The 20,885-nt window shown below is 72.2% G+C and carries 18 protein-coding genes; 8 read left to right on the forward strand and 10 right to left on the reverse strand.

Translation table 11 applies throughout. The features are described from left to right. The first annotated feature begins 89 nt into the window (after window positions 1–89). The 4 genes from ACRX5S_RS21290 to ACRX5S_RS21305 all read left to right on the forward strand — a co-directional run bounded on the left by ACRX5S_RS21290 (window position 90) and on the right by ACRX5S_RS21305 (window position 5,125). Window positions 90–1,175, forward strand: a complete 1,086-nt coding sequence (locus ACRX5S_RS21290) for a phosphotransferase family protein (RefSeq protein ID WP_436774598.1) — start codon at window positions 90–92, stop codon at window positions 1,173–1,175. Beyond that, complete coding sequence (locus ACRX5S_RS21295) at window positions 1,172–1,732, forward strand: hypothetical protein (protein ID WP_436774599.1); 561 nt, start codon at window positions 1,172–1,174, stop codon at window positions 1,730–1,732. Before ACRX5S_RS21290 ends, ACRX5S_RS21295 begins: the two co-directional genes overlap by 4 nt. Continuing rightward, entirely contained in the window at window positions 1,726–2,889 is a 1,164-nt protein-coding gene (locus ACRX5S_RS21300) for a hypothetical protein (protein ID WP_436774600.1), read from the forward strand. The genes ACRX5S_RS21295 and ACRX5S_RS21300 overlap by 7 nt, the downstream gene beginning before the upstream one ends. 289 nt (window positions 2,890–3,178) lie before the next feature. After that, window positions 3,179–5,125 (forward strand): PhoX family protein, encoded by a 1,947-nt coding sequence (locus ACRX5S_RS21305; protein WP_436774601.1) that lies wholly within the window; start codon window positions 3,179–3,181, stop codon window positions 5,123–5,125. Between the two features lie 121 nt (window positions 5,126–5,246). Here the strand turns inward: ACRX5S_RS21305 and ACRX5S_RS21310 are convergent, their stop codons facing one another. The 3 genes from ACRX5S_RS21310 to ACRX5S_RS21320 form a co-directional block, all read right to left on the reverse strand. Beyond that, complete coding sequence (locus tag ACRX5S_RS21310; RefSeq protein ID WP_436774691.1) at window positions 5,247–5,657, reverse strand: hypothetical protein; 411 nt, start codon at window positions 5,655–5,657, stop codon at window positions 5,247–5,249. A gap of 408 nt (window positions 5,658–6,065) precedes the next feature. Further along, entirely contained in the window at window positions 6,066–7,301 is a 1,236-nt protein-coding gene (locus tag ACRX5S_RS21315) for an MFS transporter (protein WP_436774602.1), read from the reverse strand. Window positions 7,302–7,544: 243 nt separating this feature from the next. Continuing rightward, window positions 7,545–8,828, reverse strand: coding sequence for an aspartate aminotransferase family protein (locus ACRX5S_RS21320; RefSeq protein WP_436774603.1), 1,284 nt, complete (start codon window positions 8,826–8,828; stop codon window positions 7,545–7,547). A 132-nt stretch (window positions 8,829–8,960) separates the two neighbouring features. Here ACRX5S_RS21320 and ACRX5S_RS21325 point away from each other — a divergent pair, with 132 nt between their 5' ends. Continuing rightward, a complete protein-coding gene (locus ACRX5S_RS21325) occupies window positions 8,961–9,899 on the forward strand; it encodes a LysR family transcriptional regulator (protein WP_436774604.1) in 939 nt (312 codons plus the stop codon). An 87-nt stretch (window positions 9,900–9,986) separates the two neighbouring features. Then, the gene (locus ACRX5S_RS21330) at window positions 9,987–10,427 is read left to right on the forward strand and encodes a hypothetical protein (protein WP_436774605.1); all 441 of its coding nucleotides are present in this window, start codon (window positions 9,987–9,989) and stop codon (window positions 10,425–10,427) included. A 32-nt stretch (window positions 10,428–10,459) separates the two neighbouring features. On the opposite strand, the gene ACRX5S_RS21335 is transcribed toward ACRX5S_RS21330, so the two are convergent. Then, on the reverse strand, window positions 10,460–12,016 hold the full coding sequence (locus ACRX5S_RS21335) for an MFS transporter (protein WP_436774606.1): 1,557 nt from the start codon (window positions 12,014–12,016) through the stop codon (window positions 10,460–10,462). A 127-nt stretch (window positions 12,017–12,143) separates the two neighbouring features. On the opposite strand from ACRX5S_RS21335, the gene ACRX5S_RS21340 reads away from it, so the two are divergent. Further along, on the forward strand, window positions 12,144–12,842 hold the full coding sequence (locus tag ACRX5S_RS21340; protein ID WP_436774607.1) for a TetR/AcrR family transcriptional regulator: 699 nt from the start codon (window positions 12,144–12,146) through the stop codon (window positions 12,840–12,842). A 218-nt stretch (window positions 12,843–13,060) separates the two neighbouring features. Here the strand turns inward: ACRX5S_RS21340 and katG are convergent, their stop codons facing one another. Beyond that, window positions 13,061–15,292, reverse strand: a complete 2,232-nt coding sequence (gene katG, locus ACRX5S_RS21345; protein WP_436774608.1) for a catalase/peroxidase HPI — start codon at window positions 15,290–15,292, stop codon at window positions 13,061–13,063. 866 nt (window positions 15,293–16,158) lie between these two features. Between katG and ACRX5S_RS21350 the strand changes: the two genes are divergently transcribed. Then, the gene (locus tag ACRX5S_RS21350; protein ID WP_436774687.1) at window positions 16,159–16,545 is read left to right on the forward strand and encodes a PaaI family thioesterase; all 387 of its coding nucleotides are present in this window, start codon (window positions 16,159–16,161) and stop codon (window positions 16,543–16,545) included. Window positions 16,546–16,723: 178 nt separating this feature from the next. On the opposite strand, the gene ACRX5S_RS21355 is transcribed toward ACRX5S_RS21350, so the two are convergent. The 5 genes from ACRX5S_RS21355 to ACRX5S_RS21375 form a co-directional block, all read right to left on the reverse strand. Beyond that, on the reverse strand, window positions 16,724–17,302 hold the full coding sequence (locus ACRX5S_RS21355) for a TetR/AcrR family transcriptional regulator (protein WP_436774609.1): 579 nt from the start codon (window positions 17,300–17,302) through the stop codon (window positions 16,724–16,726). A 339-nt stretch (window positions 17,303–17,641) separates the two neighbouring features. After that, window positions 17,642–17,830, reverse strand: coding sequence for a hypothetical protein (locus tag ACRX5S_RS21360; RefSeq protein ID WP_436774610.1), 189 nt, complete (start codon window positions 17,828–17,830; stop codon window positions 17,642–17,644). Then, window positions 17,820–18,824, reverse strand: a complete 1,005-nt coding sequence (gene dmpG, locus ACRX5S_RS21365) for a 4-hydroxy-2-oxovalerate aldolase (protein WP_436774611.1) — start codon at window positions 18,822–18,824, stop codon at window positions 17,820–17,822. Before dmpG ends, ACRX5S_RS21360 begins: the two co-directional genes overlap by 11 nt. Further along, a complete protein-coding gene (locus tag ACRX5S_RS21370) occupies window positions 18,821–19,837 on the reverse strand; it encodes an acetaldehyde dehydrogenase (acetylating) (protein WP_436774612.1) in 1,017 nt (338 codons plus the stop codon). The genes dmpG and ACRX5S_RS21370 overlap by 4 nt, the downstream gene beginning before the upstream one ends. After that, on the reverse strand, window positions 19,834–20,712 hold the full coding sequence (locus ACRX5S_RS21375; RefSeq protein ID WP_436774613.1) for a 2-keto-4-pentenoate hydratase: 879 nt from the start codon (window positions 20,710–20,712) through the stop codon (window positions 19,834–19,836). Before ACRX5S_RS21375 ends, ACRX5S_RS21370 begins: the two co-directional genes overlap by 4 nt. Window positions 20,713–20,885 lie beyond the last annotated feature (173 nt).

Below are 20,885 nucleotides of genomic sequence, written 5' to 3' on the forward strand. Positions count from 1 at the left end.
CCGGCGGCGTCCCGGGTGTTGCCGAGGTGTTCGTGGCCCTTGTCTCTTTCTAAAACATGTTGTTCACTACGGCGCGAAGGAGGTCGCCTATGCTCTCGACCCACTCCGCCGCGGAAGCCGGCACCGGGACCGGCACCGGGACCGAGGCCGCCGGGCTTCGTGACCGCCTGCGGGCATGGCTCGCCGACGAGACGGGGGATCCGCACGCCGCGGTGAGTCTTCCGGCGCGGACCACCATGGGCTTCTCACGGGAGAACTGGTTCTTCGACGCGTCGTGGACCACGACGGGCGGACGACGCGAAGTCCGGCTCGTGGCCCGGCGCGACCCGGCGGGCAGCGTCCTGGACAGCGACCGCACGGTCGAGGCCGCACTGCTCCGCGCCTTGCACGGCACCCGCGCTCCGGTCCCGGCGCTGCACTGGGCCGACCTGACGGGAGTACGCGCGGGACGTCCCACGCTCGTCATGGACCGCATGCCCGGCGACTGCCGCCCGTTCATCCTGGCCGGGCCGCAGCCGGAGGACGAACGCGTCGCCCTCGCGGGCCGTTTCTGCGACGAACTGGCGGCGATCCACGGCCTCGACACCACCGCGTCGGGCATCGCGGACGTCCTGCCCGATCCGGGGGCGGGCGCGGCGCACGCGGCGGTGGACCACTGGGAGGCCGAGCTGCGCAAGGCGCAGTTGGGGCCGGAGCCGGAACTTGAGTACGTGTTGGCCTGGTTGCGGACCACGGCCCCGCCCGGCTCCGGGCCGAACGTGCTCGTGCACGGCGACTTCAAGCCCGGCAACCTGCTGATCCGCGACGGGCGGGTCACCGCGGTCCTCGACTGGGAGACCGCCCACCTCGGGGATCCGCTCGAAGACGTCGGCTGGGTCACCAACCCGCTGCGCGCCCGCGAACACCTGGTCCCCGGGCGCTGGGAACGCGAGGAGCTGATCGCCGGATGGGAGCGGCGCACCGGACGCGTCGCGGACCGCCGCGCGGTGCGCTGGTGGAACGTCCTGGCCAACCTCAAGTTGACGGTGCTCGTCCTGGCGGGGCAGAAGGCCCTGCTCGACGGTCGGTACGACCGCATCACGCAGACGCCCGTGACCCTGACGAAGCTGCTGTTCGAGCTGATCCGGACGTACGAGCGGGAGCGGCGCGGGCACGGGAAGGGAGCGTCCGCATGAGACCCACCCCGACGGAGCAACTCGCCTCGGCACGCCGGATCCTCGGCGAACTGGTGGCCCCCCACGTCGCGGGGGAGTACCCGGCCGCGCTGCTGGCGGGGGTGATCGACGCGTTGGGCGTGCTGGAGCGCGGGTGGGAGGAAGTGCCGCGGTTCCTGGTACGCGACACCGAGCGGCTGCGCGAGCTGCTGGCCGAGCAGGGCAAGGCACTTGAGGCCGCGGGGTCGGCCGGGCCAATTGGGGATCATGGCGAACTACTCGGCGAAATCGCCTCGTTCGTCGCCACGCAGATCCCGGACGCCACCGAGCTGCGCGCGCTCGGGACGCACCACGAGCGCGGGCGCGAGTTGCTGGTACGTGCCGTTCCGGCGCTCGCGGACGCGGACCCGATCGCCAACTCGGCTTCGATGGCGGCGACTTGGTCCGGCTCCGAGGCGCTGCTGCGCTACTTCGACGACCACATCCGGGAGTTCCCGCTGCGGCCGGCGCCGCGCGTACCGCCGACCTCCACGGAGTCGAACTCCGCACCCGAAGCGAAGGGTTCCCCATCGTGCTGACCCCCATGGACGACTCCCACTGGCACCAGACCTCGTCCACGTTCGACCATGTCGCCACCAGCGACCCGCGGTTCTTCGACCGCGTGTGGCTCGCCGCGTCCTCGCGCGACGGCACCCAGACCGTCCATGTCACGCTCGGCGTCTACCAGAACATGAACGTGGTGGACGCGGGGTGCGTCGTCATCCTCGACGGCGTCCAGCACAACGTGCGCGCATCGCGGGAACTGCGGCCGGAGTTCACCACCGTCTGCGGTCCGATCGGCATCGAGGTGGTGGAGCCGCTGCACCGCGTGCGGATCACCCTGGAACCCGGTGAGCACGGCATCTCCGGGGAACTGACCTGGACTTCGGTCGTCCCGCCGCACGAGGAGCCGCAGCACTTCCGCCGGGTGCGCGGCCGCGTGGTCGAGGACTACGCACGCTTCGACCAGATCGGCGTGTGCGACGGCCGGCTCGACGTCGCGGGCACCCGCGTCGAGGTGGCGGACTGGTGGGCCTGCCGCGACCATTCGTGGGGCGTACGCGAGCGTGTCGGCGTCCCCGAACCGGTCACCGGCGCCGACGCGCCGCGCGCGGGCGGACTGTTCGCGTTCCTCTTCTACTCGACGGACACCCATGCCGGGCACGCGCAGGTCGCCCGGGGAAGCACGGAGTATTCGTCGGCGGGGACCACGGACCGCAAGACGGGGATGGTCGTGGACGGCATTCCGGTCACCGGCATTTCCGCGGCCTTCTCCGACGGCGAGCGACCGCGTCGCATGACGCACGTGTCCCTCACCCTCGACACGCCGGGCGGCCCGACCCGGCTCGACCTCGATGCCGACCGTCCGGCGGTGGCGATGCCCGGGCTCGGGTACGGCGGCTACCGCGACGGGCGGGGGCTGGGTGCGTACCGCGGTCCCGCGCACATCGAGCACGACCGCTGGGACGTCCGCCACCCGGCGGTCGTCGGGCTGCCCGACGGCGGCACGGTCCGCCCCAGCCACCGCATCCAGCCGGTCCGGGTGACGCAGCACAATCCGGACGGCACGGTCGCGCAGGGGCACGGAAGCCTGACGTTCGTCGCGGAAGGGGACCTTGCCGCACTGGGGATCGCGCCGGGAGGCGGGACCGTCGGTACCGGGGACCGAGCGGGGCGTGGGCCGAACGGACGCTGACCCTGACACGAGCTGAGCGGACGCTGAGCCTGACACGAGCTGAACGGGCGCAGGCAGCCGCGCGAGGACGGCACGCCCCCGCCAACCGGAACGTGTCCGTCCCCGTTTCCGTACGGCCCCGTACGCCGGGCGTTCACGTGGCGTCCCCGCCGAATCCAACCCACCGCCCTATCTTCCGGATGACCGCATCGACATCGTTCGGAAAGAAGGCGCCATCATGCCGTTGGGTCAGACGCCGGGGCACACTCCGGGACACGCACCGGAACCCATGCCGGGAGAGCCCGCGCACATGACGCCTGTCGCGGACCCCGACGACACCGCGTCCAACCCCTCGGAGAACCGGCCGTTCGCGGACGTCGTCGCCTCGCGGCGCGGTGTGCTGCGCGGCTCCACCCTCGCCGCGGCCGGATTCCTGGCCGGGGCCGGGGTGCTGGGCGGCGCGGGCGCCGCGGCGGCCGCGTCCGACCGCCGGGGCGGCCACGGCAACGGGCACGGGAACGGGCACGGGAACCCCGGCGGGCGGCGCCTGCTCGGCTTCGCCGCGGTCGCGGCGTCCACCGCCGACAACTTCGTCGTACCGCCCGGCTACACCGCCGACGTGCTGATCCCGTGGGGCACACCGCTGCGCTCGCGCGGCCCGGAGTGGCGCAAGGACGGCGGCAACTCCGCCGCCGACCAGGCGCAACAGGTCGGCATGAATCACGACGGCATGCACTTCTTCCCCATCGGCCGCGGCCGCGAGTGCGACCGGCGCGGCGTGCTCGTCCTCAACCACGAATACGTCGACCAGGCGCTGCTGTTCCCGGACGGCGCCGCGGTCATGACCAAGGAGAAGGTCGACAAGGCGCTCGCCGGGCACGGCGTCACGGTGGTCGAGGTCGCCGAGGAGCGCGGACGGTGGAAGGCCGTCGACTCGCGGCTCAACCGCCGCGTGACCGGTGCTACGCCGATGCGGTTCTCCGGTCCGGTCGGCGACCGGCACCCGGCGCTGGCCGCGCGCGGTCCCGCGCTCGGCACGCTCAACAATTGCAGCAACGGGTACACGCCGTGGGGCACATACCTGGCCTGCGAGGAGAACTGGAACAGCTACTTCGGCACCACCGACACCACCTGGCAGGTGACCCCCGAGCAGGCGCGGTACGGCGTCGACCGGGCCGGCTTCGGCTACAACTGGCACCTCGCCGACCCCCGTTTCGACGTCGCCGTCAACCCGAAGGAGCTGAACCGCTTCGGATGGGTGGTCGAGATCGACCCGTTCGACGGACGCGCCACCCCCGTCAAGCGCACCGCCCTGGGCCGTCTGAAGCACGAGGGCGCGACCGTCACCGAGTCGCGCGGGCGCATCGTCGTCTACACGGGCGACGACCAGGACAAGGAGTACGTCTACAAGTTCGTCGGCAGCGACTCGTGGCGCTCGCTGCGCGCCCGGGGCAAGAGCCCGCTGGACCACGGCACGCTCTACGTCGCCAAATTCCAGGCCGACGGCACCGGCACCTGGCTGCCGCTCGTCTTCGGCGCCGGCGCGCTGACCGCCGCGAACGGCTGGGCCGACCAGGCGGACGTCATGCTGCGCACCCGCCAGGCGGCGGACGCGGTCGGCGCGACGCCGCTGGACCGGCCCGAGTGGGTCGCCGTGCACCCGCGCAGCAAGGACGTGTTCCTCACGCTGACCAACGGCAGCGGCGGCGGACCGGTCGGGCCGCGCACGCCCAACCCGTACGGCCAGATCGTGCGGTGGCGCGAGGACCGCGGCGACAGCACGGCGCTCACTTTCCGCTGGGACATCTTCCTGCTCGCCGGCGACCCGAAGTACGACCCGGCGGTCAACCTCCCCGAGGCGCAGGTCTTCGGCTCGCCGGACGGGCTCGCGGTCGACGACGACGGCCGCCTGTGGATCCAGACCGACATCTCGAACTCCTCGCAGAACCTCGCGTCCAAGGGCTACGACCGGATCGGCAACAACCAAATGCTGGCCGCCGACCCCGCGACCGGCGAGGTGCGGCGCTTCCTGACCGGGCCGCGCGGGTGCGAGATCACCGGCGTGACGTTCACCCCGGACCACCGCACGATGTTCGTGAACGTGCAGCACCCGGGCGAGGCCACGTCCTTCTGGGGCACCCCGACGCCGGAGAACCCGCGCGCGGTCAGCAACTGGCCCGACTTCGACCCGGCGGGGCGCCCGCGCTCGGCGACGGTCGTGATCCGCAAGCGCGACGGGGGAGTCATCGGTACGTGACGGCCGATCCGTCCGCCGTCCCCTCCAGCCGGGGCGGCGGACGGGTCACTTCGTGTGACGCGTCGTCACAACGCGTCGTCGCACCGCGTTGTCGCACCGCGTCGTCGCGCTGCGCCTTCGCTCACGGCCCGAGGCCGGAGAGCGGCAGCACCAGCGCCTCGGCGTCGGCCGCCTCGCGGATGGTCTGGTCGAACCTGAGCACGCTCGTCCCGATGGCGGCGAGGTCTTCGGGGCCGAGGAGTACGACGATGCCGGAGTCCGTGTGCGCGAGCACGCAGGGGGTGCGGCCTTCGCTGGCCGCGGCCACCGCCTCGTCCCGCTCGTTCAGGTGCACGACCTCGAACGGCACGCCCATCGTCGCGACCAGCGCGTCCCATTCCGGTCTGCGGCGACGGCCCGCGTGGGTCAGGTCGCTCAGCGCACAGTGTGCGGTGCCGCGGGCCTTGCCGAGGGCGAACGCCAGCTCGCCGCGGATCCCGCCGTCCGCGGCGCAGACTCCGGTCAGTCGCCGTACCGTCCGTGCTCCTGCCATGGATCCAGTGTGCGCCAGCGCCGCAAGGGCGCACCTCACCTGTTGCCCTGCGCACCACACGCCCCGGCACTGCTCACATACCGCTCTGGGCCGTGTGCGTCGGACCTTTGCACCGTTCACAGCCGCCGGACACCGCGCCTCGCGGCTTTGCGGACCCTCGCGAGTACGACCGAGTACGAGCTTCGGGCCTGCGCTCGGGAGGGCCGTCAGGCCCGGCGAGCGACGCACGGCACCAGAAACCGGGCGGCCCGACGCGACACGATCGACGAGCATCCGCCTGCCGTGGACGGTCAGCCGGGCGTTACGGTGGCACACGAAGACCTCGTTGTGCGGTGAAGCGTAGACACCTCCACCACACCGGAGGTCTTCGTCATGATCAAGACCCACCAGCGTCGACAACGCTCGTGCCTAGGTGCGCAGTCCGCCCCCGTCCGCATCGACGGCCTTTTCCGCACCTGCCGGTGCCTGCGAACCGGCCACCACCGGCCGCGACGTCCGCACCCGTGGCACGCTGGCCAACGCGAGGACCGCGGCTGTGGCGCATGCCGTGGCGAGCAGCGCGAACATGTGCGGGTAGCCGCCTAGCGGCCCGGCCAGCGCGGCGCCCGCCCACGGGGCGATCGCGGAGGCGGCCATGGCGGGGGCGGAGAGGATGCCCGAGAGCGTCCCGTACGACGACGCGCCCCAGCGCTCGGTGATGGCCGTGGCGTTCAGCAGCGTCGCTACGCCGCGCGCGGTCCCGGCCAGAATCGCGAGGGCGACGAGCAGCCACACCGGCCCCGGAACGAACGCGAGCAGCGTCGTCGTCGCGGCGGTCGCGGCCAGGACGCCGACGGTGCGCGTGCGCACGCTGGTACGGCGCGCGAACGCCGCGTACCCGATGCGCCCGACCACCTGCCCCGCGCCGCCGAGCCCCAGCGCCCACGCCGCCACGGTCGTGCCGGAGCCGCGCTCGTCGAGGAGCGGGACGATGTTGACGACGCCCGCGTACATGCCGAACGAGCCGAGCGTCATGGCGACGACCAGCACCACGAAGGGGCGGCTGCGGACGATCGAGCGCACGTCGTCCGGCACTTCCGCCGACCGCTTGGCCGGCGGCGCCTCCGGCCACGGGCGGCGCAGCACGATCGCGTGCAGCGGGATGGTCACGGCGGCGAGCACCGCGGCGAGCACGGCGTACACCCCGCGCCACGACAGCCAGTGCGACAGCGCGACCGTGATCGGTGCGAACACCGTGCTGGCGAGGCCCGCGACCAGGGTCACCGTCGTCAGCGCGGCGAGGTGCCGCGGCCCGTACCACCGCGTCAGCGCCGCGAACGCGGGCTGGTACAGGATCGACGACATCGCCACCCCGGCCAGCACCCACCCCGCCGTGAACCACACCAGGTTCGGCGCCCACGCCACCACCAGCACCGCCAGCGACGCCACGACCGACCCCACGGTCATCAGCAGATGCGGCCCGCGCCGGTCCAGCACCCGCCCCACCGGGATCCCGACAATCCCCGAAACGGCCAACGCCACCGAAAACGCCGCCGTGGCCGCCGAAGTCGACCACCCCGTGTCCCCGGTGATCTCCGGCGCAAGCACCGGGAACGCGTAGTAGAGGACCCCCCAACTGGTGATCTCCGTAATACACAGAGCCACCAACACCCCGCGAAGCCCCACCCCCACCCCGCACCCCTCCCGACCCGGGCCAAAACATAGCCATGTTAACCAGCCACCCCCAGCCCACGAGGAAAGCCGTCGGCCCCGCAGGAAGGCGCGCGTTCAGGTCGGACACAGACACCCCCACCGCACCACGACCCGGCCCGGGGCGGGCCACGTCGTACCCCCCACCCCACGACACCCTTCCGCAGCCCGACAACGGCGTTCACGTCACACCACTGCTCAAAGGCGCGTCTGGGCGAGGGCTTCGTCGAGGATTTGGGCGGCGGTGTCTATTTCTTCGTTGGTTGCGGTGAGGGGTGGGGCTATGCGCATGCAGGCGCTCATGGGGCCGGAATGGCTGCGGACGATGTTCATGCAGAGGCCTGCTTGTTCGCAGGCGGCGGTTACCGCGTCGCCGAAGTCGGAGGCGGGTTCGCGGGTTTCGCGGTCGGATACGAACTCGACGCCCCAGAGCAGGCCGAGGCCGCGTACGTCGCCGATGGCCTCGTGGCGCTTTTGCAGTTCGCGGAGGTGACCGCCGAGGCGTTCGCCTCGTTCGCGGGCCTTGGTGACCAGGTCTTCGTTGCGGACGACGTCCACGACGGCGAGTCCGGCGGCGGCGGGGAGCGGGTCGGACTGGTGGGAGGTGAAGTAGAACAGGCCCTTGTCGTGGGCGTCCTGCTCGATTTCGGACGTGGTCACCACGGCGCTGATCGGCAGGCCGCCACCGAGGGACTTTGACAGGGTGACGAAGTCCGGTTGGAAGTCGAAGAGTTCGAAGCCGAACATGGCGCCGAGGCGGCCGAAGCCTGTTTGCGCCTCGTCGAGGACGACCCGCATGCCGCGTTCGCGGGCCAGGCCGGCGAGACGGGCGAAGTAGCCGGGGGGCGGGACGATCACGCCGCCCGCGGACAGCACCGGTTCGGCGATCACGGCGGCCGGCGCGCCGGTGGTCTGTTCGTCGTACTGCTCGAACCCGACTTCGAGGCACGTGGTGTCGCACGTCTCGGTGCAGTGTCGGATGGGGCAGCGGTAGGCGTACGGTGCGGGCAGCGCGAACGCGCCTGGCGCCAAAGGCCCGTGGCCGCGCCGGGCGGCCGCGTACGTGACCGCTTGCGAACCCATCGTCATGCCGTGCCAGCTGCGCGTCAGCCCAAGTACCTCGAAGCCTCCGGTGACCAACTTGGCCATCCGCAGCGCGGCCTCGTTCGCCTCGCCGCCGGTGCTCAGCAGCATGACCCGGTCCAGGCCCTCCGGCATGAGGTCCACCAGGGTTTCGGCGAGGTCGAGGACCGGGGTGGACAGCATGCGGGAGTTGAGGTGCACGGTCTCGCGCAGTGAGCGTTCGATCGCGGCGGTGACGTGCGGGTGGGAGTGTCCGACCGTGGCGCAGAGCTGACCCGACGTGAAGTCCAGGACGCGGCGCCCGTCGGCCGTCTCCAGCCAGGATCCGGACGCGCCGGTGATCACCCCGGGCCAGAAATCCCCGGCGTACCGGATCATCAACTCCGCGCGTGGGTCCATGACTTGGCTCCTCGGGGTAGCGGCTCGCGGCGGCGCCCGCCGCGGCGTGGCGCCCTGCCGTCGATGCTCCCGGGGCGAATCCGTCGAATCCAGCGGATCTTTTCGATGGATTCACCTGGCAATATTCGTACGATGATGGACCTGCACCGATTGCGCCTGCTCAGCGAGCTGCGGCGCCGCGGTACCGTCGCCGCGGTGGCGCAGGCGCTCGCGTACAGCCCTTCGACCGTTTCGCACCAATTGGCGGTGTTGCAGCGCGAGGTGGGAGCCGAGCTGTTCCGGCGGGAGGGGCGCGTGCTGCGCCTGACCTCGGCGGCGTACGTGCTCGCCGACCATGCGGACGCCCTCCTCGCCCGCGTGGAGCAGGCCGAGGCGGAGGTGGCGGCGACCGCGGGCCGGGTCGCCGGAGTCGTCCGGGTGGCCTGCTTCCCCACGGCGGTCAGCCTGGTCGGCCCGGCGATGGCGCAGCTTGCCGGGCGCCACCCCGGCGTGCGGGTCGAGACCACGGTCACGGAGCCGCACGTCGCGCTCGACATGGTGCAGAGCCGGAGCTGCGACCTGGCGATATGCGACGAGTTCGACTCCGACCCGCGGCCGCGTGTGCCCGGCCTGCACTTCGCGGAGCTCGACCCGGACCGCATTTGGCTCGTCGTGCCGCGAGACCACCCGCAGGCCGCCGCGCCCGCCGCGCGCCTCGGCGAGCTGGCCGACGAGATATGGGCCTGCGGCCCGGCGGACACGAGCCACGGGCGCATCGTCGCCGAAGTGTGCCGGGAGCGCGGCGGGTTCGCGCCGGACATCCGGCACCGGACGTCCGACGCGCAGGCGCTGCTGTTCCTGGTCGCGGCGGGCCAGGCCGTCACGCTGCTGCCCGAACTCGCGCGCCCGGAACAGGCGGTGGAGGTCGCGGCGGTGGCGATCGAGGGCCCGCCGGTCGTACGGCGCATCCTGGCGGTCGTCCGCGACACCGCGCTCCGCGATCCTGCGGTGAGTGCGGTGCGGGCGGCGCTGCGTCCGCCCGCATCGCATTACCTATACGCGACCGATTCCCCGTCCTCGCGGCGCTCGTAGCGTTCCGGTCACGGAGCACGAACCGCACCACCACGCGGCAAGTGCCACAGGCCAAAGGCTCAACGCCAACGAAAGGACGTGGTGACCATGTCGACCAACGTGATCGGCGCGACGATCGGCGGGCTCCGGACCTACCGCGCGGACCGGCAGGGCTTCCTGCGATCGGTCCTCTACCTCGACGCGGTCGTCACCGGCGCCAACGGTCTCGCGTACCTCGCGCTCGCCCAGGTGCTCGACTCCTTCCTCGGCGTCGAGGCCGCCGTCCTGTACGGGATCGGCGCCTTCCTCACCCTCTATGCGGTCGATGTGGCGCTCGTCGCCCGCAAGCCCGCGATCAGCCGTACGGCGGTCGTCGTCATCGCGCTGCTCAACGCGGTGTGGGCGGTCGGCAGCATCGCTCTCGCGGTGACCGACACCTTGACGATGACCACCGTCGGGACGACGTGGGCGATCATGCAGGCCGTCGTGGTCGCGCTGTTCGCGGACCTCCAGTTGCTCGGGCTGCGCACCAAGGGCACGCGGGCCTGACCGGCCACGCCATTCACGCCGTCGCCGCCGTCTCAGTGCGCCATGGCCCTCGCCTGCGAGGGGTCCGGCCGGCCGGGCGGGAGCAGCAGCGCCGCGGTCACCGCGACCACGGCGGCGATGGCGGCGGCGGCGGTGAACGCGTCCCCGAACCCGCCGGTCCCGCCCGACCCGTCCGACGGCACGCCCTCCAGGCTTGCCCCGGCGACGGCCGCGAACACCGCGACGCCGAGTGCGGCGCCGAGTTCGTGCGCGGTGCCGACGAGGCCGGACGCGGTGCCCGTCTCACGGTGGTCGAGCCCCGTCATGGCCGCCGTGGTGGCGCACACGAACCCGGCGCCGAGACCAAGCGACATGAGGGCGAACCCGGGCACGAGCCCGGTCCAGACGCCGCTGTCCGCCGACAGCCAGGCCAGCAGGCCCGCCCCGGCGGCGGCGAGGGCGAACGCGCCGGTGCCGACCGCACGCCACCCGAACCGGCCCACGGCGACGCCACCGACGTGGGCGCCGATCGTCACGGTCACCGCGACCGGCAGGAACGCCAGGCCGGTCTTGAGCGCCGAGTATCCGGCGACGTGTTGCAGGTGGAACGAGCACAGGAAGAACGCCGAGATCAGCAGGCCGGACGCGGCCAGCATGACGACGCTTCCGCCCCAGAGGTTGCGGCGCGCGAGAACCTCCAGCCGTACCAGTGGGTTTCGCGCGCGCCGCTCGACGGCGACGAACACGGCGGTGCAGACGAGGGCGGCGCCGATCGGGGCGAGCGTGGACGGTGCGCCGAAGCCGTGGTCGCGCGCTCGCACCAGGCCGTAGATGAGCAGCGCGGGTGCGGCGGTCAGGGCCGACGCCCCTGGTAGGTCAAGAGGTACCCGTTCCGGCGACGGCCCCACGTGCGATGCCGCGTCGCGGATCAGCAGCGGCACCCCGACGAGTGCCGCGAGCCCGACGGGCACGTTGACATAGAAGATCCACTCCCAGCCCGGCCCGGATACGAACAACCCGCCGAGTAGCACCCCGACGGCCGATCCGGCGCCCCCCACGGCCGCCCAGACGCCGAGTGCCTTGGTGCGCGCGGGTCCGTGGAACAGCGTCGTGATCAGCGCCATCGCGGCGGGGGAGAGGAGCGCGGCGCCCACGCCCTGGGCGGAACGTGCCGCGATGAGCACCCCGCCGTCGGACGCGAGGCCCGACGCGACGGACGCCGCGGTGAACACTCCGAGCCCGATGAGGAACATGCGCAACTTGCCCACCGCGTCCGACAGTCGGCCGCCGAGCAGCAGCAAGCTGCCGAAGAAGAGCGCGTACGCGGTGACCACCCACGTCAACGCCGAGCCGCTGAGGTCGAGTTCGTCGCCGATGGTGGGCAGCGCGACGTTCACCACGGTCACGTCGGCGACCAGCATGAACTGGGCGAGGCAGAGCAGGACGAGGAGGCGTCCGCGATGGGGGAGGTCCGGCGGCGGCTCGTGGTGGTGCGGATGGTGCTGCTGGTGGTGGCGCTGCTGGTGGTGGCCTTCGGGATCGTGGCCGTGGTGGTGCCCCTCGGGGGCCGGCGAGGCATGTGGAACAGGCGAGTTCGCATCGGAGTGCACGCGGACGCTCCCTAAACTTAACGGGGGTGTTAGGGATAACCTAGACCCACCCGCCGCCAAATGTGAACACCTCTGTTAGGTTTGACCCGGCGGATGAGTGCAGGTGCCGGCAGGCAAGGAGGCGGCAGTGGCAGGACGAGCGGCTCAGGGGTCGGCAAAGCCATCCGCGAGGTCATCCGCGAAGCCATCGGCAGGGCCGTCCGCGAAGCCATCGGCCGGGCTGTCCACGAAGCCATCCGCGGAAGGCGCCGCCCCCGGACGCCCCCGGCGCCGCGACGCCGAGCGCAACGCGTCCGCAATCGTCGAGGCCGGCCTGACCTGCCTGTTGGCCGATCCTCAGGTGGGCATGGCCGCCATCGCGCGCGCCGCGGGCGTCAGCCGCGTCACGCTCTACTCGCACTTCCCGACGCGCGAAAGCCTGTTGGAGGCCGCGTTGGACCGCTCGGTTTCGGAGGCCGTCGAGGCGGTGGCCGGTACGACCGACAGCGGCCCCGCCGACGAGGCGCTTGCCGGGCTCATCCGCTCGTCATGGCAGGTCCTCGACCGCCACGCGTCGCTTTTCTCCGCCGTCTCCGCGTCGCTGACGCCCGATCAGATGCGGGACCGGCACGAACGGATCCTCGCCCCCGTCCACGAACTCGTCCTGCGGGGGCGGCGCGACGGCGTCTTCCGCGACGACGTCCCGGCCGCCTGGATGGTGACCGTCCTCTACAGCCTCGTCCACGCCGCCGCGGCCGAAATGCAGGCGGGGCGCCTGAGTTCGGAGGACGCGCCGACCCTGCTCCTCACCACGATCCTCGGCACCTGGCGGCGGCAACCGGCGTAGCGCAGCGCGGCCCGACGTGCCCGCGCGAGCAAGTCCCAGCAACACAAAAAGAGTTCGTACGCAAAACAATGGCGGCGCCCCGACCGGTCCCAAAGGACCGGCCGGAGCGCCGCCGTCACAACTCCGTGCCGAACGTCGGGCACGAACGTCAGGCCCGGCCCGCATGTCAGGCCCAGGTCCGGACGTCAGGTCCGGACGTCAGGCCCACGCCCCGGACGTCACGCCCGGAGGTCGAACCGGTCGAGGTCCATCACCTTCGCCCACGCCGCCACGAAGTCCTTGACGAACTTCTCCTTCGCGTCGTCGCTCGCGTACACCTCGGCCAGCGCCCGCAACTCCGAGTTCGCCCCGAAGATCAGGTCGGCCCGGCTCGCCGTCCACTTCAGCTCGCCCGAGGCGTCACGGCCCTCGAAGGAGTTCGCGTCCTCCGACTCCGGCGTCCACACCGTCCCCATGTCGAGCAGGTTGACGAAGAAGTCGTTCGTCAGCACACCCGGCGTCGCGGTGAACACGCCCTGCTGCGACTGCTGGTGGTTGGCCCCGAGCACGCGCAGGCCGCCGACCAGCACCGTCAGCTCCGGGGCGCTCAGCGTGAGCAGGTTGGCCCGGTCGAGCAGCAGGTACTCGGCCGGAAGACGGTTGCCCTTGCCGAGGTAGTTGCGGAACCCGTCCGCGGTCGGCTCCAGCGCCGCGAACGACTCGACGTCCGTCTCGTCCTGCGACGCGTCGACGCGGCCCGGCGTGAACGGCACCTCGACGGCGACCCCGCCGTCCTTGGCCGCCTTCTCGACCGCCGCCGCGCCCGCGAGCACGACCACGTCCGCGAACGACACCTTCTTGCCGTCGCCCTGCGCCGAATTGAACGCCTCCTGGACGCCCTCCAGCGTGCGCAGCACCGTGGCGAGCTGGTCCGGGTCGTTCACCTCCCAGTCGCGCTGCGGCTCCAGCCGGACGCGCCCGCCGTTCGCACCACCGCGCATGTCGCTGCCGCGGTACGTCGACGCCGACGCCCACGCGGCCGACACGAGCTGCGACACCGTCAGGCCGGACGCGAGGATCTTCTCCCTGAGCGACGCGGCGTCCGCGGCGTCGATCGCGGCGCCCTCGGCGGCCGGCAGCGGGTCCTGCCACAGCAGCGTCTCGCTCGGGACCTCCGGGCCGAGGTAGCGCACGACCGGGCCCATGTCGCGGTGCGTCAGCTTGTACCAGGCGCGCGCGAACGCGTCCGCGAACTCGTCGGGGTTCGCGTGGAAGCGCCGCGAGATCTCCTCGTACGCCGGGTCGAAGCGCAGCGACAGGTCGGTCGTGAGCATCGTGGGGGCGTGCGTCTTGGACGGGTCGTGCGGATCGGGGACGGTGCCCTCGCCGCCGCCGTCCTTCGGCCGCCACTGGTTGGCCCCGGCCGGGCTCTGGAACAGCTCCCACTCGTACCCGAAGAGGATGTCGAAGAAGGTGTTGTCCCAGGCCGTGGGCGTGGTGGTCCAGATGCCCTCCAGGCCGCTGGTGATCGCGTCGCCGCCGACACCGCTGCCGTACGTGCTCTTCCAGCCGAGCCCCTGCTGCTCGATGGGCGAGGCCTCCGGGTCCGCCCCGACGCTGTCGGCCGGTCCGGCGCCGTGCGTCTTGCCGAACGTGTGGCCGCCGGCGATCAGCGCGACGGTCTCCTCGTCGTTCATCGCCATGCGGCGGAACGTCTCCCGGATGTCGCGGGCCGCCGCGATCGGGTCCGGCGTGCCGTTCGGGCCCTCGGGGTTGACGTAGATGAGGCCCATCTGCACCGCGCCGAGGGGGTTCTCCAGCTCACGGTCGCCGGTGTAGCGCTCGTCGTCCAGCCAGACGGACTCCGGACCCCAATAGACGTCCTCCTCCGACTCCCACACGTCCTCGCGGCCGCCGCCGAAGCCGAACGTCTTGAAACCCATGGTCTCCAGCGCGACGTTGCCGGTGAGGATCATGAGGTCGGCCCACGACAGGCTCTGCCCGTACTTCTTCTTCACCGGCCACAGCAGGCGGCGGGCCTTGTCGAGGTTGCCGTTGTCCGGCCAGCTGTTGAGCGGCGCGAACCGCTGCTGCCCGGCCCCGGCGCCGCCGCGGCCGTCGCTGATGCGGTACGTGCCGGCGCTGTGCCACGCCATCCGGATCATGAACGGGCCGTAGTGGCCGAAGTCGGCGGGCCACCAGTCCTTGGAGGTGGTCAGTACCTCGGCGATGTCGCGCTTCACGGCGGCCAGGTCGAGCGTGTTGAACGCCTTGGCGTAGTCGAAGTCCTCGCCCAGCGGGTTCGCCACGGCGGGGTTCTTCGCGAGGATCTTCAGGTTCAGCCGCTCCGGCCACCACTGGCTGTTGCCGCCACCCTGCGTCGGGTGCGGTGCGCGCCCGTGCGCGACCGGGCAGCCTCCTCCGCCCTCCGTCTTCGCGTCTGTGACGATTGCGTCGTGGTTCTCGGACATCGGAAGTCCCTCCGGGCTAGGCGGATCACGCTGCACAGGTTCTGCGTGCGATTGCACATTCGAGGCCCAGGCTCCAGTCGCGGAAGCCCGCGTCCTCTCCGATCGAGAAACTGGGGTCGGCCGGCGCGACCAGGCGGGGCACCGCGGCCTCCGGCCCACGGAAGCGCCCCGCGGCGCCGGGCGACGGAAGCCGAGTGCCAGGCACCCCGACACCGGCACCACGCGGTTGGCGGGCGACGGCGGGGGCCTGGATCGCGCTCATAGCCCAAGCTAACTTCGCAGAGACGAACGATTCAAGGCTACTAACGACTCAAGTGTCAGTGTCGCGCCCAAGCAATGTTTGCCCCGAAATGCCGCCACCCCTGACGGAGCGACCCCGAGGCCGGCTCACGCTGCCGACGAATCGACATGGCACCCGCCCGCTCGGCCTCCGACAAGCCGCAGAGCGGCAGGACGGGCGTCGGTGGACGGAACGGCGGTGGACCATCGACGCGCCGGGTGGTGTGGGGTCACCGGTCCAGTTGTCGCAACCCGCATGGTCGCCTCGCGTGCTCGGCGGCTTCCCGCGCGGCCTCGACCACACGCCCCCACCGGCGGGCGGCTTTGCGCAGGTGACATCCGGCCCGGCCGCCCCGCTCCGTATTACGCGCACCACCTGCCCGGGCGTCCGCAAACGCCCCTCCGCACGTGTGGCCGGCGGGTTCGCAGCGTTCGACGGCACTTCGGCGCCTCCGCTTTCCCGCATCGCATGCGGTTAGGTTGGCCGGTGTCGGTGTGGTTGCGGAGGGGTGAGTGGCGTGGGTGACGACGTGGTCTCGGCCGCGGTGCGGGCTCGGGTTCAGGAGAGCTTTGACCGGCAGGGGTTGATGGCTCACCTGGGGGCGCGGATCTCGCATATTGCGCCGGGGCGGGTGCACATCGTCCTGCCATCTCGGCCGGAAGTCACCCAGCAGCACGGCTACTTCCACGCGGGCGGGACGAGTGCCATCGCGGACAGTGCCGGGGGCTACGCGGCGCTGTCGGTGTTTCCCGAGGGGGCCGATGTGCTCACCGTGGAGTACAAGATCAACCTCCTGGCCCCGGCGCTCGGCGACCACCTCGAAGCGGTCGGCACCGTGGTTCGGTCCGGTCGTACGCTCACCGTCTGCACCCTGGAGGTGTACGGCGTCCAGGGCGACCGGCGCACGCTGGTCGCCAACGGGCAGCAGACCCTGATCCGCCTCGACCCGGCGCGGACCGGGGCAAAGGGCTGACGGCTCCCGCCCTGCAACTCAGACACCCCCCCCATCACGAACACACCATCCGCATCACGAACACCCCGCCCAGGACCAGGATCACGGGCCGCGGGCCGACAACGCTGCGGCGACAGCGATGCCTTGGTGCCGCCGCCCTTCGGACAGGGTCGCGCGGCCCGGCAGCGGAACCGGCGAACTATTTGGCCAACTGCGTGAGTTCCAGGTCGATCGCGGCCAGTATCAGTTCGCGGGCGCGGTCCACCGTCAGACCGCCGCTGAGCCAGCGGCCGCTGAGGCCTTCGAGCAGCGCGGTGAGCCGCTGGGCGGCGGCCAGGGCCACGGCGGCCTTGAGGCCCGGAACGACGTCGGCGATCAGGTCCGCCACCTCGTGGTCCCACACCCGCGTCGCCTCGGCGAGGTCCGTGCGCAGCAGGTCGTCGAACATCGCGCTGGCCCGCAGCTCGCCCCACGCGGTGGTGTGCTCGCGCACCTCCGCGGTGTCCTGGAACTCCAGCAGCAGCGTCTGCTCCAACACCGTTCGGGGGTCCGCGAGATGCTCGGCCGCGACATGCTCCCGCGTGTGGCGTTCCGCGCGGACGTTGATGAACTCCAGCGTCGCGCGCAGGACCCCGGCACGGTCCTTGAAGTGGTAGTAGATCAGCCCGTTCGAGACCTCGGCCTCAGCGGCCAACTCCTCGATGCGAAGGCCCCGGACGCCCCGGCGGGCGATGAGCCGCGCGGCGGCTTCCATGATCGCGGTACGACGGTCGGCCACGGGGTGAACCCTACCTTCCGCCCCATTTCCGGCCGTGAGGCGCCCGCGCGCTGCCGTGTTCGTCCCTCACCGTCCCTGACACCCGAACTCGGCCCCGCTCGGGCGAGTTCGGCGGCGGGTACGTCGGCTAGTTAGGCGGTGAGTTCGGCCGCAGGTACGGCGGCTAGTTCGGCGGCGAGTTCGGGAGCGGGTACCGCGGCTAGTTAGGCGGTGAGTTAGGCCGCGGGTTCGGCGACCGCCGGCGCTCCGCCCGGGGCCGGGGCCGGGGCGGGGTCCGACTCCACCGGGGGAGTGGCACATCTCCGCGGAGAGTGCGGTTCTCCCCGGCCGCGAACGCGTTCAGTCCCAGCCCGCCCAGCCCGCCCAGCCCGCCCAGCCCGCCCAGCCCGCCCAGCCCGCCCAGCCCGCCCAGCCCGCCCAGCCCACCTCGGCCCACCTCGGCCCGCCCAGCCCACCTCGGCCCGCCCAGCCCACCTCGGCCCCGCCCAGCCCACTTCGGTCCGCCTCGGCCCGCCGCTCAGCGCGCAAGCGTCAGGGCGATGTCCACGATCATGTCCTCCTGGCCGCCGACGAGGCGTCGGCGACCGCACTCCGTCAGCAGGTCGCGTACGTCGACTCCGTAGCGCTCCGACGCCGCCTCCGCGTGCCGGAGGAACGACGAGTAGACCCCCGCGTATCCGAGCGTCAGCGTCTCGCGGTCGACGCGCACCGGCCGGTCCTGGAGCGGGCGGACCAAATCGTCTGCGGCGTCCTGGAGGGCGAACAGGTCGCAACGGTGCTCGAATTCGGACAGGTCGGCGACCGCGACGAAGGCCTCCAGCGGGCAGTTCCCGGCGCCGGCGCCGTGCCCGGCGAGCGAAGCGTCCACGCGGAAACAGCCGTTCTCCACCGCCACAACCGAATTCGCCACCGACAGCGAGAGGTTCTCGTGCGCGTGGATGCCGATCTCGGTCTCCGGCCGCAGCACGTCGCGGTACGCCCGCACCCGCGCCGCCACGTCGTTCATGGTCAGTCGCCCGCCGGAGTCGGTGACGTACACGCAGTGCGCGCCGTACGACTCCATCAGCCGCGCCTGCGCGGCCAGTTCGTCCGGCGGCGCCATGTGCGAGAGCATCAGGAACCCGGACACGTCCATGCCGAGTTCCCGGGCGGCCTCGATGTGTTGCGCCGAGATGTCGGCCTCGGTGCAGTGCGTGGCCACCCGCACCGAGCGCACGCCGAGGTCGTACGCGTGGCGCAGTTCGCGGATCGTGCCGACGCCGGGCAGCAGCAGCGTGGTCAGCCGCGCCCGCTCCAGCACCGACGCCGCCGCCTCGATCCAGGCCCAGTCGGTGTGCGACCCGGGTCCGTAGTTGAGTGAGCTGCCGGCGAGGCCGTCGCCGTGCGCGACCTCGATCGCGTCCACGCCCGCCCGGTCGAGGGCCGTGACGATCCGCTTGACGTCCTCGGTGGAAATCCGGTGCCGCACCGCGTGCATGCCGTCGCGCAGGGTCACGTCCTGGATGAAGACGGGAGTGCTCACGGGGTTGCCTCCTGGGGCTGCCGGGCGGGGCCGCGGCGGTCGTCGCGCGGGTCGTCGCGCGGGTCGTCCCGTCGGTCGTCGCGGCGCAGCGCCACGCGCTCGCCGACCCGCAGCGCGGCCGACGTCATGATGTCGAGGTTCCCGGCGTACGCGGGCAGGTAGTGCGCGGCGCCCTCGACCTCCAGGAATACCGAGACCTGGTGGGTGGGCCGCGGTTCCCCCGCCTCGACCAGGGTGTCCAGCGGCTGGTCGCCGGGTACCGCGGTGACCTGGACCTCCTGCTTGAGCCGGTAGCCGGGCACGTATTCCGCGACGGACTCCGCCATCGCGGCGACCGCGTCCCGGATCCGGTCGGGCGCGTCCGGCTCCGGCGCGTGCACGAGGGCGAAGACGGTGTCGCGCATGATCAGCGGCGGCTCTGCCGGGTTGAGGATGATGATCGCCTTGCCGCGCCGGGCGCCGCCGACCTCGACGATCGCGGCCGAGGTCGTCTCGGTGAACTCGTCGATGTTCGCGCGCGTGCCCGGGCCCGCGGACTTCGACGCGATGGACGCCACGATCTCGGCGTATGCGACCGGGGCCACGCCGCCGATCGCCGCGACGATCGGGATGGTCGCCTGTCCGCCGCAGGTGACCATGTTGAGGTTGTCGTTGTCGAGGTGCCGGTCCAGGTTGACCGCGGGGACGACGTACGGCCCGATCGCCGCGGGCGTCAGGTCGACCAGCACCTTGCCGAACGGCCCGAGCCGGGCCGCGTTGTGCCGGTGCGCCTTCGCCGAGGTCGCGTCGAAGACGATCCCGATCTCGGCGAAGCCGGGCAGGGCGATCAGCCCGTCGACGCCTTCGTGCGTGCTCGGGACGCCGAGCCGGCGCGCGCGGGCCAGGCCGTCCGACTCCGGGTCGATGCCCACCATCGCGGCCATCTCCAGGTGTTCGGAGGTGCGCAGCACCTTGATCATGAGGTCGGTGCCGATGTTGCCCGAGCCGATGACGGCCACCTTGGTCCTGCTCATGAGGTCACCTCGTTCGAGTCCGCGGGGCGTGCCGAGTGCGCCGACGACGTTGGGTCCAGCCCGCCCGCGTCCAGTTCGCCGAACGCGACCGCCACGGTGCCGAGGCCGGTGATGTCGGCCCGCACACGGTCGCCCGGGGCGACCGGGCTCATGGGCCCCAGCGCGCCGGAGAGGACGACCTGTCCGGCGCGCAGCGGGTCGCCGAGTTCGCGGGCCTGCCGGGCGAGCCAGGCGACCGCCGCGATCGGATCGCCCAGGCACGCGGTGCCGGTGCCGGTGGAGACCACCGACTCGCCGACCCGCATGGCCATCTCCGCCTCGCACGGGACGAACTCGTCGAGCCGCCTGCGGACGGTACCCAGCACGTAGGCGCCCGACGAGGCGTTGTCCGCGACCGTGTCCGCGAAGCTGATGTCCCAGTCGGCGATGCGGCTGCCGCAGATCTCCAGTGCCGCCACGGCGTGGTCGACCGCGGCGCGCACCTGCGCGTCGTCCAGCGGGCCGTCGGCGAGGTCGGCGCCGAGCACGAACGCGATCTCGGCCTCCACGCGCGGCTGGAGCACCGCGCGGTATGGGACGGTGGCGCCTGCGGCGTACCGCATCTCGTCGAAGAGCACTCCGAAGTCCGGTTGGTCCACGCCGAGTTGCCGCTGCACAACGGCCGAGGTCAGGCCGATCTTGCGGCCCGCGACCCGGGCGCCTCCGGCGAGCCGTGCGGCGGCGTTGAGCTGCTGGACCGCGTAGGCGGCTGCCAGGTCGCCCGGCGCGATCAGATCGCGGACCGGGGCGCACGGGACGCCGGAGTCGGCGGCCTCGCGGAGCCGCTTCGCGGCGGCCCGCACCGCCTCGTCGGCGCTTGGGGAGGTGCTGGTCATGGTCGGCATCGTCGCCATCCTCCGAAGTGCGTCGCAAGCCATCCGTCTTGCTGAGCGATACGCTGGACGGGTGTCCGCCAGCGCCGATCCCACGCCTTCGACCGCGTCCCGGGGCACGCCCCGAGCCGCGTCTCCGGCCGGGTCGCGAACCCCGGCCGGACCGGGAATCCCAA

This window comes from Yinghuangia sp. YIM S09857 (genome assembly GCF_051388915.1).
Lineage (GTDB): Bacteria > Actinomycetota > Actinomycetes > Streptomycetales > Streptomycetaceae > Yinghuangia.

Excerpts from the sequence above, each read along its gene's own strand:
- ACRX5S_RS21325 (WP_436774604.1), top strand. The coding sequence starts at position 8,961 with ATGATGGACCTGCACCGATTGCGCCTGCTCAGCGAGCTGCGGCGCCGC.
- ACRX5S_RS21370 (WP_436774612.1), bottom strand. The coding sequence starts at position 19,837 with ATGAGCAGGACCAAGGTGGCCGTCATCGGCTCGGGCAACATCGGCACC.
- ACRX5S_RS21350 (WP_436774687.1), top strand. The coding sequence starts at position 16,159 with ATGGCTCACCTGGGGGCGCGGATCTCGCATATTGCGCCGGGGCGGGTG.
- katG (WP_436774608.1), bottom strand. The coding sequence starts at position 15,292 with ATGTCCGAGAACCACGACGCAATCGTCACAGACGCGAAGACGGAGGGC.
- ACRX5S_RS21290 (WP_436774598.1), top strand. The coding sequence starts at position 90 with ATGCTCTCGACCCACTCCGCCGCGGAAGCCGGCACCGGGACCGGCACC.
- ACRX5S_RS21305 (WP_436774601.1), top strand. The coding sequence starts at position 3,179 with ATGACGCCTGTCGCGGACCCCGACGACACCGCGTCCAACCCCTCGGAG.
- ACRX5S_RS21375 (WP_436774613.1), bottom strand. The coding sequence starts at position 20,712 with ATGACCAGCACCTCCCCAAGCGCCGACGAGGCGGTGCGGGCCGCCGCG.
- ACRX5S_RS21295 (WP_436774599.1), top strand. The coding sequence starts at position 1,172 with ATGAGACCCACCCCGACGGAGCAACTCGCCTCGGCACGCCGGATCCTC.
- ACRX5S_RS21310 (WP_436774691.1), bottom strand. The coding sequence starts at position 5,657 with ATGGCAGGAGCACGGACGGTACGGCGACTGACCGGAGTCTGCGCCGCG.
- ACRX5S_RS21320 (WP_436774603.1), bottom strand. The coding sequence starts at position 8,828 with ATGGACCCACGCGCGGAGTTGATGATCCGGTACGCCGGGGATTTCTGG.
- ACRX5S_RS21330 (WP_436774605.1), top strand. The coding sequence starts at position 9,987 with ATGTCGACCAACGTGATCGGCGCGACGATCGGCGGGCTCCGGACCTAC.